General features: G+C 65.3%; 18 protein-coding genes. 13 read left to right on the top strand and 5 right to left on the bottom strand.

Features of this window, described 5'->3' with window-relative positions; translation table 11 throughout:
- Together VH499_RS24125 and VH499_RS24130 are read right to left on the bottom strand one after the other, a co-directional pair.
- Nucleotides 1-937: glutamate--cysteine ligase (locus VH499_RS24125; protein WP_332055324.1), on the bottom strand; the 937-nt coding region annotated here is incomplete at its 3' end.
- A gap of 142 nt (nt 938-1,079) precedes the next feature.
- The gene (locus VH499_RS24130) at nt 1,080-1,868 is read right to left on the bottom strand and encodes a 16S rRNA (uracil(1498)-N(3))-methyltransferase (RefSeq protein WP_332055325.1); all 789 of its coding nucleotides are present in this window, start codon (nt 1,866-1,868) and stop codon (nt 1,080-1,082) included.
- A 34-nt stretch (nt 1,869-1,902) separates the two neighbouring features.
- Here VH499_RS24130 and ubiA point away from each other — a divergent pair, with 34 nt between their 5' ends.
- The 4 genes from ubiA (at nt 1,903) to VH499_RS24150 (ending at nt 4,850) form a co-directional block, all read left to right on the top strand.
- The gene (ubiA, locus tag VH499_RS24135; RefSeq protein ID WP_332055326.1) at nt 1,903-2,826 is read left to right on the top strand and encodes a 4-hydroxybenzoate octaprenyltransferase; all 924 of its coding nucleotides are present in this window, start codon (nt 1,903-1,905) and stop codon (nt 2,824-2,826) included.
- The gene (locus VH499_RS24140) at nt 2,826-3,497 is read left to right on the top strand and encodes a class I SAM-dependent methyltransferase (RefSeq protein WP_332055327.1); all 672 of its coding nucleotides are present in this window, start codon (nt 2,826-2,828) and stop codon (nt 3,495-3,497) included. The genes ubiA and VH499_RS24140 overlap by 1 nt, the downstream gene beginning before the upstream one ends.
- A 59-nt stretch (nt 3,498-3,556) precedes the next feature.
- The gene (locus VH499_RS24145; protein ID WP_332055328.1) at nt 3,557-4,309 is read left to right on the top strand and encodes a hypothetical protein; all 753 of its coding nucleotides are present in this window, start codon (nt 3,557-3,559) and stop codon (nt 4,307-4,309) included.
- A gap of 79 nt (nt 4,310-4,388) precedes the next feature.
- A complete protein-coding gene (locus tag VH499_RS24150) occupies nt 4,389-4,850 on the top strand; it encodes a CreA family protein (protein ID WP_414709835.1) in 462 nt (153 codons plus the stop codon).
- Here VH499_RS24150 and VH499_RS24155 read toward each other — a convergent pair.
- Nucleotides 4,822-5,562 (bottom strand): hypothetical protein, encoded by a 741-nt coding sequence (locus VH499_RS24155; RefSeq protein WP_332055330.1) that lies wholly within the window; start codon nt 5,560-5,562, stop codon nt 4,822-4,824. The two genes, VH499_RS24150 and VH499_RS24155, sit on opposite strands and share 29 nt — an antisense overlap.
- Nucleotides 5,563-5,659: 97 nt before the next feature.
- Here VH499_RS24155 and VH499_RS24160 point away from each other — a divergent pair, with 97 nt between their 5' ends.
- Together VH499_RS24160 and VH499_RS24165 are read left to right on the top strand one after the other, a co-directional pair.
- Nucleotides 5,660-7,177: a UbiD family decarboxylase gene (locus tag VH499_RS24160; RefSeq protein ID WP_332055331.1), complete on the top strand. Its 1,518-nt coding sequence runs from the start codon at nt 5,660-5,662 to the stop codon at nt 7,175-7,177.
- A gap of 40 nt (nt 7,178-7,217) precedes the next feature.
- Nucleotides 7,218-8,642: an MATE family efflux transporter gene (locus VH499_RS24165; protein WP_332055332.1), complete on the top strand. Its 1,425-nt coding sequence runs from the start codon at nt 7,218-7,220 to the stop codon at nt 8,640-8,642.
- Nucleotides 8,643-8,649: 7 nt separating this feature from the next.
- Here the strand turns inward: VH499_RS24165 and VH499_RS24170 are convergent, their stop codons facing one another.
- Nucleotides 8,650-9,717 (bottom strand): LLM class flavin-dependent oxidoreductase, encoded by a 1,068-nt coding sequence (locus VH499_RS24170; protein WP_332055333.1) that lies wholly within the window; start codon nt 9,715-9,717, stop codon nt 8,650-8,652.
- Nucleotides 9,718-9,800: 83 nt separating this feature from the next.
- On the opposite strand from VH499_RS24170, the gene VH499_RS24175 reads away from it, so the two are divergent.
- Together VH499_RS24175 and VH499_RS24180 are read left to right on the top strand one after the other, a co-directional pair.
- On the top strand, nt 9,801-10,436 hold the full coding sequence (locus tag VH499_RS24175; protein WP_332055334.1) for a TetR/AcrR family transcriptional regulator: 636 nt from the start codon (nt 9,801-9,803) through the stop codon (nt 10,434-10,436).
- A 94-nt stretch (nt 10,437-10,530) separates the two neighbouring features.
- Entirely contained in the window at nt 10,531-10,962 is a 432-nt protein-coding gene (locus VH499_RS24180; protein ID WP_332055335.1) for a DUF2852 domain-containing protein, read from the top strand.
- Between the two features lie 100 nt (nt 10,963-11,062).
- On the opposite strand, the gene VH499_RS24185 is transcribed toward VH499_RS24180, so the two are convergent.
- Nucleotides 11,063-12,256: a CoA transferase gene (locus VH499_RS24185; RefSeq protein WP_332055336.1), complete on the bottom strand. Its 1,194-nt coding sequence runs from the start codon at nt 12,254-12,256 to the stop codon at nt 11,063-11,065.
- A 159-nt stretch (nt 12,257-12,415) separates the two neighbouring features.
- Between VH499_RS24185 and VH499_RS24190 the strand changes: the two genes are divergently transcribed.
- The 5 genes from VH499_RS24190 (at nt 12,416) to VH499_RS24210 (ending at nt 17,741) form a co-directional block, all read left to right on the top strand.
- Nucleotides 12,416-12,709: a hypothetical protein gene (locus VH499_RS24190; protein ID WP_332055337.1), complete on the top strand. Its 294-nt coding sequence runs from the start codon at nt 12,416-12,418 to the stop codon at nt 12,707-12,709.
- A gap of 117 nt (nt 12,710-12,826) precedes the next feature.
- Entirely contained in the window at nt 12,827-13,135 is a 309-nt protein-coding gene (locus tag VH499_RS24195; protein ID WP_332055338.1) for a hypothetical protein, read from the top strand.
- Nucleotides 13,136-13,403: 268 nt separating this feature from the next.
- Complete coding sequence (leuA, locus tag VH499_RS24200; RefSeq protein ID WP_332055339.1) at nt 13,404-15,113, top strand: 2-isopropylmalate synthase; 1,710 nt, start codon at nt 13,404-13,406, stop codon at nt 15,111-15,113.
- A gap of 15 nt (nt 15,114-15,128) precedes the next feature.
- On the top strand, nt 15,129-16,514 hold the full coding sequence (locus VH499_RS24205; protein WP_332055340.1) for a TldD/PmbA family protein: 1,386 nt from the start codon (nt 15,129-15,131) through the stop codon (nt 16,512-16,514).
- A gap of 12 nt (nt 16,515-16,526) precedes the next feature.
- A complete protein-coding gene (locus VH499_RS24210; RefSeq protein ID WP_332055341.1) occupies nt 16,527-17,741 on the top strand; it encodes a lytic murein transglycosylase in 1,215 nt (404 codons plus the stop codon).
- Nucleotides 17,742-17,824 lie beyond the last annotated feature (83 nt).

Consider the following 17,824-nt stretch of genomic DNA (forward strand, 5'->3'; position numbering starts at 1 on the left):
GCACCTCGGGAAAAGCGGTGGTCAGATGGTCGGTCCAGTCGCCGAGCCGCGGGATCTCGCCCGGCAAGGCCGGCAGGCGTCCCGCGAGAAAGTCGCGGAACGACTGGCCGCTCGCGTCGATGTAACGGCCGTCGCGGTAGACGAAGTACATCGGCACGTCGAGCATGTAATCGACATAGTGCTCGAAGCCGAAACCCGGCTCGAACACGAACGGCAGGGTGCCGCAGCGGTCGGGGTCAGTGTCGGTCCAGACATGGCTGCGCTCGCTGAGCCGCCCCGACGGCCGGCCCTCGACAAAGGGCGAATTGGCGAAGAGCGCCACCGCCACCGGCTGCAACGCGAGACTGACCCGGAACTTTTTGATCATGTCGGCTTCGGACAGGTAGTCGAGGTTGGTCTGCACGGTGCAGGTGCGCAGCATCATGTCGAGACCGAGCTTGCCCTTCCTGGGCATGTAGTCGCGCATGATCTTGTAGCGTCCCTTGGGCATCCAATGGACGTCCTCGCGCTTCCACTGCGGCGCGAAGCCGAGGCCGATATAGCCGACGCCGAGCTCGCCCGCGACCTCCTTGACCTCGTCGAGGTGCTGGGCGTTCTCTGCCGCCGTCTCGTGCAGCGTCTCGAGCGGCGCGCCCGAAAGCTCGAACTGCCCGCCGGGCTCGAGCGTGATGTTGGCCTTGCCGCGTGCCAGCGCGATCGGATTGTTGCCCTCGACCACCGGCTCCCAGCCGAAGCGCGTCAAGCCTTCCAGCACCATGCGCACGCCGGCCGGCCCGTCATAGGGAACCGGCTTCAGGGACTTCTTGTCGAAGCCGAACTTCTCGTGCTCGGTGCCCATGCGCCACTGCGCCCGAGGCTTGTTGCCGGCAGCGAAGTAGTCGATCAGCTGCCGCCGATTCGTGATCGGCGTGCCGCCGCCCGATGGTGGTGCGGACATGCGGTGATGGCTCCCTGTATCGCCCCAGGACGGTGTCACCGGAGACGGCGCGACTCGCATGAAGAATTCTCACGCGAGGACGCGACTGGTTCATGGTGTTCGATTCCCCCTCTCCCACATCGGCGGGGGCGAGCGCAAGCACTCAACGGCTAGTCCTGGAGGTGCGGTAATCACTGGCCAAACGTGGCGTCGGCTTGCCCCAATCGCCAAGCATCGCCTGCCAACAGGCAAGCGCCGCGAGCGCCGCCGTGTCGGCGCGCAGGATGCGCGGACCGAGCCCAACAGACGTTACATCCTTCATGCGACGCAGCGCTTCGAGCTCGGCTCGAGCGAAGCCGCCCTCCGGCCCGATCAGGATTGCCCAAGGGTCACGTCGGGCGGCCGGATCGAGCGCCGTCAGGGCTTCGGCGATCGGCGGTCCCCCGCCCGTCTCATCGCACATCAGCAATCGCCGGCCGACCGGCCACCGGTCGATCAGGCCACCGAGCTCGACCGGCGCGCGTACTTCGGGCACCGTAAGACGTTCGGTCTGTTCCGCCGCCTCGATCGCGCCTGCACGCAGGCGTTCCACGTTGACACGCGCAACGGCCGTGTGCCGGGTAAAAACCGGTTGCAGCACCGCGACGCCGAGCTCGGTGGCCTTCTCGGCGACCAAGTCGATGCGCGCGCTCTTGACCGGAGCGAAGCAGAGCCAGAGATCGGGCTCGGCCGCCTGCGGGCGCGTCTGCGTCTCGACGATCGCCGCCGCGGACTTCTTGCCGCGCAGCGACAAGGTCGCGTTCCACTCGCCGTCGCGACCGTTGAACAGCAGCAGCCTGGCCCCCTCCTCGTGGCGCATGACGTGGCGCAGATAGTGGGCCTGAGCCCCGCCGAGCGGCGCCTCGACACCTCGCGCGAGGTCGGCCTCGGTGAACAGGCGCGATACGCTCATGGAACTCCTGCTTGCTTGCCGCCATGATGAGGCCATGCCCGCCGATCGGACAACCGGCTTCACCGACATCGACCGGCAGCACTGGTCGCTACGCTATCTTCCGCCGGCCATGCGGCCGTTCGGTCGCCTTGCACGCTGGGACCGGCCGATCGGCACCTGGCTGCTGCTCTTCCCCTGCTGGTGGTCGCTGGCGTTGGCGGTCGGCCGCGACTGGCCGCACCTGCTCGGCTGGATGGTCTTGTTCGCACTCGGTGCGCTTGCCATGCGCGGCGCCGGCTGCACCTGGAACGACATCCTCGACCGCAAGATCGACGCCGAGGTCGAGCGAACGCGCAGCCGGCCGCTGCCCTCGGGCGAGGTGCGCCTGCGGAGCGCGGTCGTCTGGATGGCCCTGCAGGCGCTGGTGGGTGGGATAATCCTGTTCAAGTTCAACAAGGTCGCGGTGCTGGTGGGTCTGGCCTCGCTCGCGATCGTCGCGATCTACCCGCTGATGAAGCGCGTCACCTCCTGGCCGCAGGCGGTGCTGGGCTTTGCCTTCAACTGGGGGGCCTTGCTCGGTTATGCCGCGGTCACCGGCACGCTTTCCTGGGCAACCATCGCGCTCTATTTGGGCGGCGTCGCTTGGACCATGGTCTACGACACGATCTACGCCATGCAGGACCAGCGCGACGATGCGATCGTCGGCGTACGCTCGACGGCACGACGCTTTGCCGGCGCTGCCCGGCTGTGGCTTACGCTGTTCGCCGTTCTCGCCGTCGCGCTCTGGGCCTCGGCCGGCATTCTTGCGCCGCTGCATCTGCCCTATTTCATTGTGCTGCTCGTGGTCGCCGGGCACTTTGGCTGGCAGATCGTCGACTTGAAACCGCACGACCAGCCCGATTGCCTGGCCAAGTTCAGAGCCAATGCGCAGGTCGGCTGGTTGATGCTTGGCGCCATTGTCGCCGGTCAATTCGGCTGATGGCGCGTCTGCCGGCCGATCCCGAGGGCTTCATTCGCGCCAACACCGCCCTCGAGGCGCCGGCCATGGTGCCCGAATTCAAGCTGTGGCTCGCCAGCGAATATGTCCCCATCTGGCAGGCGACCGAGGCCTGGATGGAGAAGCACAACATCGACCCGCCTTACTGGGCCTTCTGCTGGCCCGGCGGGCAGGCGATTGCGCGGTATCTGCTCGACCATCCCGACGCGGTGCGGGGCCGACGTGTCATCGATCTTGCTGCAGGGTCCGGAATCTCCTCGATGGCCGCGGCACAAGCCGGGGCGGCGTCGGTGCTGGCCAACGACATCGACACCCTTTCTTTGGTCGCGGCCCGCCTCAATGCCACGGCCAACGGCCTCGCCTTTGATGTCAATGCCGACGACTGGCTCGCCGGCTCCGACGCCGCACCCGAAGCCGATGTCGTGATCGCCGGCGACGTCTGCTACGAGCGCGAGATGTCGGCACGTGCCCTCGCCTGGCTGCGCAGCCATGCCCGCGCCGGCCGTCTCGTCCTGCTGGGCGATCCCGGCCGCAACTACTTCAGTGCGCAAGGCCTCGAGGAACGCGCCCGCTACCGGATCCCGACATCGCTGCAGCTCGAGAACCGCGGCATGCGCGAAACCGTCGTTTGGCGGGTCTTGCCTCATCCTTAGTCGGCCGTCAGAATTCCTTCGCTGTTCTTTCACATCCGTTTCGGCTACACGGCCGCTGCATGTCAAAGAAGCCCCCGAAGGCGACCATCACACCCGCCGATTTCGCCGCTCTCTACGACGGGTTCACCGCTCCGATCTCCCGCTTCGACTGCGGCCGCAAGTGCGCGCCGCTGAATGGCGGTTCCCCGGTCTGCTGCTCGACGGACAACGCCGTGCCGGTCGTGCACAAGGTCGAGTTCGACCTGCTCAAGGAGCGCACCGATCTTTGGTCGAAGTTCAAGCCGTACGACTATGCCACGCGTCAGATCGTGGCCGAGCTCACGCCGGACTGCATGGCCATCCATTGCAAAGGGGCGCGACATTGCGAGCGTGACAACCGCACTATCGCGTGCCGCGGCTTTCCCTTCTATCCCTACCTCACGCGGCAGAAGGAGTTCGTCGGCCTCGGCACCTATTGGGTGTTCGAGGATCGTTGCTGGATGATGTCGAACCTCGAGATCGTCGACAAAAAGTTCGTGCAGGAATTCATCGCGACCTACGAGGCGATGTTCGTCAAGGATCCGAGCGAGTTCACGACCTATGTCGACTTCTCTGCCTCGGCGCGGCGCGTCTATTCGCGCTGGAAGCGGCAGATTCCACTCCTCGGCCGCGAGGGCGAGCTCCTGATCGTCGAGCCCGGCAGCGGCGCCATCCGGCGCGGCAGGAAGAAGGACTTCCCCAAGATCGCCCCCTTCTCCTCCGAGAAGGAATACCGCGCCGCCGTCGGCGAGGCGGGCGGCGAGGTCCCCAGGGAAGGCCTGCGGGCCGCCTGACTCGCGCCTGCCTGCCTTGGCAGGATGGCACGCGGTCACCATCTATCCGCGGTCATCCGGATCTCGCGGTCCAAGGAGCCTGACGATGCGCCGTTTTCTCCTCGCCCTGCTGCTGTCACTGCTGGCCGTGCCGGCGCTGGCCGACGAGATCGGCTCCGTCGGCTATCGCTTCAAGTGGATCGGGCCCAACGACAAGATCGTGGTCGAGGCGTTCGACGATCCAGACGTGCCCGGCGTCACCTGCTATTTCTCGCATGCCCGCACCGGCGGCATCAAAGGGGCAATCGGCGTCGCCGAGGATCCGGGTGAGTCGTCGATCGCCTGCCGCCAGGTTGGTCCTATCGACGAGACGCGACTCGGCAAACTCAGAAGCCCGCACGAAGTGTTCAGTGAGCGCGCCTCGCTGATCTTCAAGTCGACCCAGGTCGTGCGTTTCTGGGACGCCAAGCGCCGGGCGCTGGTCTATCTCACCTATACCGACCGCATCTTCGAAGGCAGCCCACGCAATTCGATCAGCGTCGTGCCTGTCGGTGTGCATTAGCAAAGAGAAAAGTCCCCAACAGCACCCAACGCCCGGCGCCAGGCTTGCCGACCAGCGGCGTGGTGTAGTGCCAGAACGGCAGGCGATAGGCCGTTACCGTAGCCGGCGCGGTCACCGAGACGATCTCGCTGAAATGGCCGGCACGGCTGTAGACCAGCCATTGGTGCGCGACGCCCGGTGCGCAAAGACCGACATGCAGGTCGATATAACCGCGAGCCGCGCGCTTGTTTTCTGGATGATGATCGTTGTGCGGGCCGGAATAGTCGCCGGAACCGTAGCGCAGCACCTGCAGACCCCAACCCGACGCCAGCTTGCGGCCGGCCAGCGCTTCGGCAAAGGCGCGAAAGCTTTGCGAGCGCATCAGCCGCAGCAGCCCGATCCGATCGGCCATCTTCACGCCCCGTTCGCGGCGGCTCTCGAAGAAGATCGTCCGTGCACGCGCCGTCTTGGGCAGCAGCTCGGCGTAGTCGCGGCGCATGTCCCAGATGCTTTCGGGCGGGATCGGCTTGGCCAGCGGCTCGAGCGTCTCCGACAGCTGCTGCTCCAGGGTCGTCCGCAGGCGGGCAATCCTGGCGCGATCGAGCAGATCGTCGGCGATCACGAAGCGCGTACGGGGATCGGCCAGCGAGCCGCATAGAGCGTGCGTGCCGGTCAGCACCTTGCGGCCATTGCGGTTCAGCAGGTCCTCGAATTCGGTAGGTACAATTGTCATGCCGGGCGGAGCGAAGCATCTTTGCCGGCGGCCATAAAGGTCCTTCGGCCTGCGGCCTCAGGATGACAACTTTCGGGTAACTCCTTTAAAGAGCCGCATGCCCTACGCCTCGCTGCGCGATTTCATCGCGCGCCTCGAACAGGCCGGTCGACTGGTGCGCGTGAAAGCACCTGTATCGCCGAACCTGGAGATGACCGAGATCCAGACGCGGCTGCTGGCCGAAAGAGGCCCCGCCGTGCTGTTCGAGAACGTCGTGCGCGCGGACGGTACGCGTTCGGAGATCCCGGTGCTGGTCAATCTGTTCGGCACCGTCGAGCGGGTCGCCTGGGGCATGGACCGCGAGCCACACCAGCTGCGCCAGGTCGGCGAAACGCTTGCCTTTCTGCGCCAGCCCGAGCCGCCGGGCGGCTGGCGCGAAGCGCTCGACATGCTGCCCCTGCTGCGCACGGTCATGGCAATGAAGCCCAGGACCGTGAGCACCGCACCTTGCCAGGAAGTCGTGCTGAAAGGCGGCGATATCGATCTTCGGCGCCTGCCCGTCCAGACCTGCTGGCCAGACGAGCCGGCGCCGCTCATCACCTGGCCGCTGATCGTGACACAAGGGCCGAAGCCGAAGGAAGACCGGCAGGACGGCTTCAATCTCGGCATCTACCGCCTTCAGGTCACGGGCAAGGACACGACCTTGATGCGCTGGCTGAAGCATCGCGGCGGCGCACAGCATCACCAGCGCTGGAAGGGGGCAGGCAAGCGCGAGCCCTTGCCGGTCGCCGCGGTGATCGGCGCTGATCCCGGCACGATCCTTGCGGCCGTCACGCCCGTGCCCGACACACTGTCGGAATATCAGTTCGCGGGCCTCCTGCGCGGCAAGAAGGTCGACCTGGTCGATTGCAGGACCGTACCCCTCAAGGTGCCGGCCGAGGCCGAGATCGTGCTCGAAGGCCATGTCAGCCTCGATGCCTATGGCGATGAAGGGCCGTATGGCGATCACACAGGCTACTACAACAGCGTCGAGAAGTTCCCGGTCTTCACGCTCTCGGCCATCACCATGCGGCGCCAGCCGATCTATCTCTCGACCTTCACCGGACGGCCGCCCGACGAGCCGTCGGTTCTGGGCGAGGCGCTGAACGAGGTCTTCATTCCCCTCTTCCAGCAGCAGTTCCCCGAGATCGTCGACTTCTGGCTGCCGCCCGAAGGCTGCAGCTACCGGATCGCGGTCGTGTCGATGAAGAAGGCCTACGCCGGCCACGCCAAGCGCGTGATGATGGGCGTCTGGTCGTATCTGCGGCAGTTCATGTACACCAAGTGGGTGATCGTGGTCGATGCCGACGTCGATGCGCGCAACTGGAAGGACGTGATGTGGGCGATCTCGACGCGCATGGATCCGGCGCGCGACATCACCCTGATCGAGAACACCCCAATCGACTATCTCGACTTCGCCTCGCCCGTCTCCGGCCTCGGCTCCAAGATTGGACTGGACGCGACCGACAAGCTCCCCGGCGAAACCAGCCGCGATTGGGGCCGCCAGATCCGGATGGACCAGGCCGTCATCGACAGGGTCGACGCGATGTGGAGCGAACTCGGCCTGCCGGGCAGCGGAAGAAAGATCTGGCGATAAAGTCCTCCCCTGGCCCCCTTCGATCCCCTATATCGCTGCCGTGCCGCCGTCCAACGACAAGCTCCTCGAAGGGCCGATCCTTCGTTCACTGCTGACGCTTGCCGTGCCGATCGTGCTCGCGAACGTGCTGCAGTCGGCCTACCAGATCATCGATGCCTTCTGGGTGGGACGGCTGGGCGGCGCGGCGGTGGCCGCGGTCTCGGTGAGCTTTCCCGTCATGTTCCTGATGGTCGCGGTGGGCGCGGGCCTCTCCATCGCGGGCTCGACACTGATCGCGCAGTATGTCGGCGCGCGCAACGAGAAGATGGTGGGCCATGTCGCAGGCCAGACGCTGCTCATGGTGGTACTGGCGGCAATCGTCCTCGGCGCGATCGGCTATGCCCTGGCGCCGCTGTTGCTGCGGCTGATGGGAGTCGGGCCCGACGTCTATGGCGGGGCGCTCGGCTTCATGCGCGTGTCGTTCCTTGGCCTGGTGTTCAACTTCTCCTTTTTCGTCTTCCAGGGGATCATGCGCAGCATCGGGCGGCCGGCGCTGCCGGTCTATATCGTGCTCGGCACGGTTTTCCTGAACTTCGCGCTGAACCCGCTGATGATCTTCGGCTGGGGGCCGATCCCGGGCCATGGCGTGATGGGCGCGGCGCTCACCACGCTCGTCACGCAGTGCCTCGCCTCGCTCATCGGCATCGCGATCCTGCGCCGCGGCGCCCATGGCATCCATGTTCATGCAGCCGACCTGATCCCCGATTTCCAGCACATTAAACGTGCGTTCTTCCTCGGCCTGCCGGCATCGATCGACATGTCGGCACGTGCGCTGGCGCTCATGGTGATGACCTTCCTGGTGACCAGTTTCGGGACCTTGAGCCTTGCCGCCTACGGCGTCGGCGGCAACGTCCTGCAGGCCGTCGCCATCATTCCCGGCATCGGCCTGTCGATCGCGGTCGCCGCCCTCGCCGGCCAGAACATCGGCGCCGGCAAAGTCGATCGGGCGGAGCGGATCGGCAGGCTGGGGGCCGCGCTGGGCTTCTGGGTCCTCACGGCTTTCGGCCTTCTCGTCTTCCTGATTGCCTCGCCGCTCATCGCCTTCTTCGTGCCCAACGATGCCGAGGTCATCGCCGAGGGTGCGCGTTTCCTGCGCATCATGGCCTTGAGCTGGGGCTTTTACGGCGCGCAATTCGCCCTCATCGGCGTTTTCCGTGCGGCCGGCAGCATGATGGTGAGCATGCTGTTGACCGTCGTTTCGACGTGGGTGCTGCAGTTGCCCGTCGCCTACATCCTGTCCAAGCAGACCTCGCTCGGCGTCGACGGGATCTACTGGTCACTGCCGATCTCGGCGGTGCTCATCTTCTTCATTACGGTCGCGGTCTTCGCCAAAGGCGACTGGCGCAAAAAGCGGCTGATCGGCGAGGAAGAGAGACTCATGAACCGCGTCACCGACGAGATCCTGAGCGACGAGTCACCGCGATAGGCATTGCTCATTGCCGCATCGCGGGCAGGATCTCGCGCACCACGAGCTGCCGGCTCACGGCGCTGTCGTCCGCCGAAGCGCCGCGCGCGCGGCTGTTGATCGCCAGCTTGTCGAGGCCAAGCACGCGCAGCGATCGGAGTCGTTCGATGCAACGCTCGGGCGAGCCGACGATGGCAAAGCGATCGATGAAATCGTCGGTCAGCGTTCCGGCCTGACGAGAATCCGCGCGCGTATGGGCGCGCATGTCGTAATTGGTGCGCAGCGCCTCGAGCACGGCGCGGTCGGCCGCCACCACCGGCCCGTTGGCCTTGCCGTGCATCACCGAAAAGCGGGCAAAGGTCGTCAATCCGCCCCGTACGAGATCCCGTGCCGCCTTGATGTCGCCGTGGCAGCCGAGATTGACGTAGGCGCCGAAGGCGACGCCATCGGGATCGAGGCCGGCATCCGTGCGAGCCTGCCTGGCCAGCCCGATACCCCAGGACAACCGCTCGAGGTCGGCGCCAAGGGCGAACATCACCCGCTCGGCATGCAGGGCAGCCATCGCAATGACCTTGGGGCCGCTCGCGGCCACCTCGACCGGTACCTTGGCGCCGCCGGCAATCCAGTCGATGCGACTCGCCGATGGCGCGTCGTGCAGGCGGAGCCCGGCCATAGGCGGCGCGACGTCGCCCGGAATGTCGATCTCCTCGAAGCCCACCGCCTCGCCGCGCAGGTAGCGTTGCAGGTTCCGCAGGTAGCGCTCGAACTGGGCAAGGCGCGCCGGTGCCCGACCGAGATGGGCCAGCGCTGAATCACCGCGCCCGATCCCGAGCACGGCGCGGCCGTCCGAGATCCGGTTGACGCTGGTGATCGCTGTTGCCGTCACGGCGGCATGGCGCGTCACCGAGTTCGTGACCCCGGTGCCGAGCCCGATCCGGGTCGTGGCGGTCGCTGCGAGCGCGAGGGAGACGTAGGGATCGCCCGAGAGATTCTGCGAATCGACCACCAGCATGCCGTCCCAGCCGTCGGCCTCGATTTCGCGCGCGGTGCGCACGCTGCCACGCGCCGAGGCGACGCCCGTCGTCCACAGTTCCAAAGTTCCCTCCACTCGATCGGCCGGCCTCTCTGGTCGATTTCGACACTTTGGGCAGCGTCCGCGCTAATGTAAACTTCGTTAACATGAGCTGGAAACGGCGCGCCCGCGAGGGCGCGTATCACCACGGCAACCTGCGCGAGGCGCTGATCCAGGCCGCACGCGAACTGATCAAGGAGAAGGGCCCGGCAGGCTTCACCTTCGCCGATGCTGCTCGTTCAGCCGGCGTCAGCCCCGCCGCGCCCTATCGCCATTTCCGTGATCGCGAGGCGCTCCTGGCCGATGTGGCGCGTGAAGGCTTTCAGCGCTTCGAGGCAATGCTCACCGCCGGCTGGGCGAATGGCAAACCCGATCCCCTCACCGCCTTCAACAACGTCGGCCGTGCCTACCTCGCCTTCGCGCGCAGCGAGCCGGCTTATTACGCGGCGATGTTCGAGTCGGGCCTGCCGCCCGATCTCAGTCCCGAGCTGCGCGCGGCCGGCGATCGCGCCTTCGCAGTGCTGCGCGGGGCGGCCGAGACGCTGGCGGCGAACTTGCCGCCGAGAGGACGGCCGCCTGCGCTGATGATGAGCCTTCATCTCTGGTCGATGGCGCACGGCATCGCCTCGCTGTTCGGCCGTGGCGATGCCGGCCGGCGCACCTTGCCAATGACGGCCGAGGAACTACTTGAGTCAGCGATGCTCATCTACCTGCAGGGACTGGGTTTTCCACAAAAGAACTGAAATCGCCCGGACCGGTCTTGACTCCCTGAGGTCGAAGGCCCAATGTAAATGTCGTTAACATTTACATCGTTAACCCGCTTGGAGGAGGCCATCCATGTACTACGGCCTGATGGAAAGACTGGACGATGTACCCAAGGCGGCCTGGATCGCGCTTGTGGTGCTCGGCTTCATCGTTTTCTGGCCGGTTGGCCTCGGCCTGCTCATCTATCTGAAATGGAGTGGACGCATGTCGTGCTGGAAGCATGGCCATTACGGCCGCTGGTACACGCCCGAGGGTCGCGAAGCTCGCGAGGAATTTCGTGCCTGGCGCCGTCGCCATCGCTGGGGCGATCGCTCCAGCGGCAACGTCGCCTTCGACGAGTATCGCGAGGAGACGCTGCGCAAGCTCGACGAGGAACAGCGCGAGTTCCGCGACTACCTCGACAAGCTGCGCTCCGCCAAGGATCGCGCCGAGTTCGACCAGTTCATGGCCGAGCGTCGCAACCGTCCGCCGGCGACCGAGCCGCCGCCGTCTCCGGCAGCCTGATCGCGATCACCCTTCGAACAAGCGCCCGCGACTTCTCGCGGGCGCTTGTTCGTCAGCGCTCAAGTTCGCGGCAGCGTGATCGACAACGGAACGGATTGTTTCAAGCGGTCTTCGTCGCGCCGGATTTCAGCATTGCATCGATGTCGGCGCCGCTGTAGCCGGCCTCGCGCAACACCTCGATGCTGTGCTCGCCAAGACGCGGTTGCAGGCGCGTGATCTCGGGCTTGGTCCTGCTGAAGCGCGGCGGAATATCGGGCATGCGCAGCTTGCCTTCGCTCGGATGCTCGACTTCCTTCCAGAATTCGGTGGCCTTGAGCTGAGGATCGACGAACAGATCCTCCAGCGTGTTGACGGGCCCGTGCGGCACGTTGGAGTTCTTCAGAAGCTCGACCCATTCTGCATTGGTGCGCATGGCGCAGATCTCGGCCAGCGTGGCGTAGTAGGCCTCGACGTTCTTGAGGCGAATGGCGAGCGTCGTGAAGCGCGGATCTCCGGCAAGATCGTCGCGGCCGATCAGGGTGCAGAATTCCTTCCAGTGGCCGTCGGTGTAGGGTAGCAGCGCGAAGTATCCGTCCTTCGACGCATAGGGCCGGCGCTCCTTGTTGAGGACGCGCTTGTAGCCCGCCGTCTCGAGCGCCGGCCGGAAGCTTTCGCCGTAAAGATGCTCGACCATCACGAACGAGACCAGGGTCTCGTACATTGGCACCTCGACGGCCTGGCCCTGGCCGGTCTTCTCGCGGGCATAGAGGGCGGCCAGCAGCGCCGATACGACTCCGTTGGAGCTCGTCTTGTCGGCGACGATGGTCGGCAGGAAGCGCGGCTGGCCCGCGACCACGCTCTGCAGCGAGGCGAGACCGGAGCCCGCCTGGATGATGTCGTCATACGCAGCCTTCGGCCCGAGCGGTCCGGCCGAGCGATAGCCGTAGGTGGCGAGATAGACCAGCCGCGGATTGATCTTCTCGAAGGCCTCGTATTCCACGCCCAGCCGCCTGGCGGGCTCGGGCCGGTAGTTGTGCATCAGCACGTCGGCGGTCTCGGCGAGCTTGAACAGTGCCTTGCGGCCGGCCTCCTGCTTGAGATCGAGCACGATCGAGCGCTTGGAGCGATTACAGCCGAGATAGAAGGCCGCCATGCCGGGATGGCGCGCTGGTCCGAGCTGACGTGTCGTGTCGCCTTCCGGGGGCTCGATCTTGATCACGTCGGCGCCGAGATCGCCGAGCTGCTGCGCCGCCCACGGGCCCAGCACGACCGTCGTGCAATCGAGAATGCGTACTCCGGCCAGCGGCCCTGCCATCTTGTCTTCCTCCCACGATCTACGCCTGCCCCATCTTAGCCACCGCCGGGCGGGGTGCGAAACATGGCGGAATGCGGCTGCGAAATTCCCTGCCGAAGTCATATTCGATTCTGATCTTTCGAGAACAGCTGGCGTTATCGATCGCGAAAGGAGGTTGCCATGCGCAACATCTTCGGAAGTCGACCGGGTCGAGCCTCAATCGCCCTTGCCGTTGCAGCCTTGACGGTAGTCGCGGCCGGCGCGAGTGCCGAAGCACGGCCCTACAAGCACTGGCATCATTGGCACCATTGGGCTCCTCGCTATTCGTGGGCGCCGGTGCGCTACTACGGTTACGTGCCTCGATATTACGGTCCGCGATACTATGCGCCGCCGCCGGTGGTCTATTCGCCCGAGCCGATGTTTTACGGGCCGCCTGCCGACCTCAACCTCAATTTCAATATTCCCCTCCGCTGAGCAGCGATCACCCCATTGCCAACTCGCAGCCGGCCAATCGTGGCGAAAATGCCCAAATCTTTCCGGGGAAGCTTGGCGGGGCATGCTTCGTACCTCTGATGTCAATGGAGGTTGCCCATGCGTGTCGTGAACAAGCTGTCGGTCGGCGCTGCCCTCTTCGGTTCCCTTGTCCTCGCCTTCGCCGGCGCCGCCCAGGCGCACGACGACTGGGATCACGGACGCCACTGGGATCATGGTTGGCATCGCGGGCATGAACGCATCATCGAACGCCGCGTCGTCGAGGAGCGACCGGTCTACGTTCATCGTCCGGTGGTCGTCGAGCGCCCGGTCATGATGGCCCCGCCGCCGGCCTTCTATGCTCCGCCGATGTACTCGAACCCGGGCCCCGCGAGCATGAACCTCAACTTCAATATCCCGCTGCAGTAGGCGTCTTCGTCCCCTCTGGACCCCCGCCGGAGACCCGTCTCCGGCGGGTATTTCCACGGCAGTTGACTCCTGACAGCAGCGCTCTATTGTGCGCGCATGCTGCGACTGACGACGCTTCGACTTATTGGCTGATCCGCCGCTCCGGCTGTCGGGGGCCTTGCGGATCACAAGTCGTTCGTCTCGTTCCTTTCACCAGTCGCCGCCACCCTTCCCATCTATCGCAGTTTTCGCCTAGCCCTTAGGCCGTGCGCGGCGCGAGGAGTCTTGCATGTCACCCCAGAAACCGATGATGCCGACCGCCAGCGAGAAGTACGTTCCCTTTCCCCCCATCCAGCTCAAGGACCGACGATGGCCGAACGCGGTCATCGTCAAGCCGCCGATCTGGTGCGCGGTCGATCTGCGCGACGGCAACCAGGCGCTGATCGAACCGATGGATTCCGATCGCAAGACACGGATGTTCAAACTCCTCTGCCGCATGGGGTTCAAGGAAATCGAGGTCGGCTTTCCGGCCGCGTCGGAGACGGACTTCGAGTTCGTGCGCGAGCTGATCGAGAAGAACATGGTCCCCGACGACGTCACCATCCAGGTGCTGACGCAGAGCCGGCCTGAGCTGATCGAGCGCACCTTCGAATCTTGCCGCGGCGCGAAGCGCGCCATCGTCCACCTCTACAACTCGACCTCGACGCTGCAGAGGCGCGTCGTCTTCGGCATGGACTATAGCGGCATCATCGACATCGCCGTGTCGGGTGCCAGGCTCGTGAAGCAACTGGCCGACGCCGATCCGGGGACGGACTGGGTCTACGAGTACTCACCCGAAAGCTTCACCGGCACCGAGCTCGACTTCGCACGCGACATCTGCGCCGCGGTCGGCGACGTCTATCGCCCGACGCCGCAGCGGAAGATGATCATCAACCTGCCGGCGACCGTCGAGATGGCATCGGCCAACATCTACGCCGACCAGATCGAATGGTGCCATCGCAACTTCAAGTATCGCGACTCCTTCATTCTCAGCCTGCATCCGCACAATGATCGGGGTACCGGCGTTGCGGCGGCGGAACTTGGCTACATGGCGGGTGCCGAGCGCATCGAGGGTTGCCTGTTCGGCAACGGTGAGCGCACCGGCAATGTCGACCTCGTGACGCTCGGTCTCAACATGTTCACGCAGGGCGTGGATCCCGAGATCGACTTCACCAACATCAACGAGGTTCGCCAGACGGTCGAGTACTGCAACCAGCTGCCGGTCCATCCGCGCCATCCATATGGCGGCGATCTGGTCTTCACCGCTTTCTCGGGCTCGCACCAGGACGCCATCAACAAGGGCTTCAAGGCGTTGCAGGCCTCGAACAGCAAGGTATGGGAGGTCCCCTACCTGCCGATCGATCCGGCCGATCTGGGTCGCAGCTACGAGGCGATCATCCGCATCAACAGCCAGTCGGGCAAAGGTGGCATCGCCTACATTCTGAAGACCGACTACGGCATCGACATGCCACGCCTTCTCCAGGTCGAGTTCTCCAAGACCATCCAGCAGATCGCCGACGAGTCGGGAAAAGAGATCCAGCCGACGCTGATCTGGGACACATTCCGCAAGGAGTATCTCGAGAACGCCACGCCATTCGACTTCGTGGGCCACACTACCGTTCCCGAGCCCGGCCACCCGGACCTGCGCCTGATCGATGCCAGGGTAAGGGTGAACGGCCAGGAGAAAAAGGTGAGTGGCCATGGCAACGGACCGATCGCGGGCTACGTCGAGGCGCTGGCCAAGGACTGCGGCATTCGCATCAAGGTGCGCGACTATCACCAGCATGCCACCGGCGCCGGCGAGGATGCGCAGGCGGTGAGCTACATCGAGGCCGAAACGGGGGACGGGCTCGTTCTGTGGGGTGTCGGCATGGATTCGAACATCGTCACGGCCTCTCTCAAGGCCGTCACCTGTGCGGCCAACCGCGCCGCCCGCCACCTCGACGGGAGCGGCCGTTAGCGCGTAAAACGGGACATGGCGAAAGCGAACAGGAAGTCTCCCGCCCGCAGCAAGCGTCCGGCCGCCACGCCGGACGCCAATCTCCTGGCCGATCTCATGCAATGGGCGACGGCCGCCGGCGCCGATGCCGCCGATGCGCTTTACGTGAATGGCGAGTCGGTCTCGGTGTCGCAGCGACTCGGCGAGCGCGAGAAGCTCGAGAGCAGCGAAGGGCGTGACCTCGGGTTGCGCGTGTTCGTGGGAAAACGCCAGGCCTTCGTCTCCTCGACCGATTTCTCGCCGGCCGCCTTGCGCACTCTGGCCGAACGCGCGGTCGACATGGCGCGCGCCGTGCCCGAGGATCCCGTGTGCGGCATCGCGCCGGAGGGACTGCTGGCGCACGATTGGCCCGATCTCGATCTCGACGACAAGCGCCGGCGGCCCTCGGCCAAGACGCTGCTGGCGCTTTGTGCCGAGACTGAAGACGCCGCACGCGCCGTGAAGGGCGTCACCAATTCAGAAGGTGCGGAGGCCGCCTGGGGACGCACGTCGGTGATGCTCGCTGCCAGCAACGGCTTTTCCGGGGGCTATCGCCGCAGCGGTTATTCGCTTTCCTGCGCCGTGGTCGCTGGCGAAGGCACCGGCATGGAGCGCGACTATGAATGGTCGAGCTCGGTTCATTTCGACGATCTGATGGCTCCGGCAAAGGTGGGCCGCAACGCCGGCAAGTTCGTCGTCGAGCGCCTCAATCCAAGAAAGGCGCCGAATGCGCGTCTGCCGGTCGTCTACGACCGCCGCGTTTCCGGCGGACTGATCGGCCATCTCGCAGGCGCCATCAACGGCCGCTCGGTGGCCCGCGGAACCTCGTTCCTCAAGGACAGGATGGGGCAGCGGATCTTCGCCGCGGGCATCCGCATCCTCGACAATCCGCATCGCAAGCGTGGTCTCGGCAGTCGGCCCTTCGACGCCGAGGGCTTGCCTACCAAACGATATGCTGTCGTCGATGATGGCGTACTCACCACGTGGCTGCTCGATCTCGCCGCTGCGCGGCAGCTCAATCTCGCACCGACGGGTCATGCCTCGCGCGGCACCTCGGGGCCGCCCGGCCCGACCACCTCCAATTTCTATCTCGAGAAGGGCAAGCCTTCGGTCGACGAGCTGATCGCCGACATCAAAAGCGGCCTCTACATAACGGACCTGATCGGCTTCGGCGTAAACGGAGTCACGGGCGACTACAGCCGCGGTGCCTCCGGTTTCTGGATCGAGAACGGCAAGCGCGCCTGGCCGGTGAGCGGGATCACGGTCGCGGGCAATCTCAAGGACATGTTCCTCAACATGACCGCTGCCAACGATCTCCAGTTCAAGAGCTCGACCAATGCGCCGACCGTGCGAATCGAGGGGATGACCATCGCCGGCTCGTGATAGAATCGTGCAATGACCCCCTTCAACAAGACAGCTCTGCTCGCCGCAACGACGGCCCTTCTCGCCACGCAGAGCCTTGCCTCCGCCCGGGCGCAAGAGGGCGAGTTCCGTGAGTGCCTGCAGGCCATCAAGGCCGAGGCGGGGCGTCAGGGCGTGTCCGGCGCCGTAGCCGACCGCGCCTTCCAGAACCTCACGCCCGACCAGAAGGTGATCGACCTCGATTCGCGACAGCCGGAATTCACGCTGACCTACGGCAAGTATGTCGGCAACGCCGTCACCCTCGAGCGCATCGCCAAGGGCCAGCAGAAGCTCACGCAGTACCGGTCGCTCCTCGACTCGCTTACGCGCGAATATGGAGTGGCGCCGCAGTATCTTGTCGCCTTCTGGGGCATGGAGACCAACTACGGCGCCTATCTTGGCGACTTCCAGGTCGTGCGCTCGGTGGCGACCCTCGCCTGCATGACCAAGCGGCTCGCCTTCTTCTCCAACGAGACGGTGCAGGCGCTCAAGATCCTGTCGACCAACGGCATGACGAGCCAGCAGATGCGCGGCTCGTGGGCCGGCGCGATGGGCAACATGCAATTCATGCCCTCGACCTTCGTCAAATACGGCGTCGACCGCGATGGCAATGGCCGTATCGATATCTGGAACAGCATGCCGGACGCCTTCGCCTCGGCCGCGAATTTCCTGCGCGGCATCGGTTTCCGGCCCGGCCTGCCCTCGAGTGACGAAGTCTTCTTGCCGCAGGGATTCCCGCTGGAGGAGGCCGATACCACGGTCGAGAAGCCCGTACGTGCCTGGGCGTCGATGGGCGTCAAGCGAGCGAACGGCCAGCCGCTTCCGAGCTCCGACGAACTCTCGTCGATCGTTCTGCCGGCAGGCTGGCGTGGGCCCGCCTTCATCCTCTATCCCAACTTCAAGGCGGTGATGAACTGGAACCGTTCGACGCTCTATGCCCTGGCGGTCGGCATCCTGGCGCAGCAGATCGCAGGCGGGCCTGCCGTGAAGCAGCCGCCGCCCGACGACGACCAACCCCTGTCTCACGACACGGTGGTCGACATGCAGATGCGGCTCGCCCGTCTCGGCCTCTACAGCGACGAGACCGACGGCCTGCTCGGTCCCAAGACTCGCTCGGCCGTCCGCATGTTCCAGAAGCGCGTCGGCCTGCCCGCCGACGGCCATCCCACGCCCGAAGTCGTCCAGCGGCTTGTCCAGGCGGTGCGCTGAATCCTGGCCCACTCGATGTCGTGACGGACGCGAACGGCCGGCGCGCTCGCTGACCTGCGCCCCGAGCCCTTGAAGGCCCACCA

The organism is Reyranella sp. (assembly GCF_036558665.1).
GTDB lineage: Bacteria > Pseudomonadota > Alphaproteobacteria > Reyranellales > Reyranellaceae > Reyranella.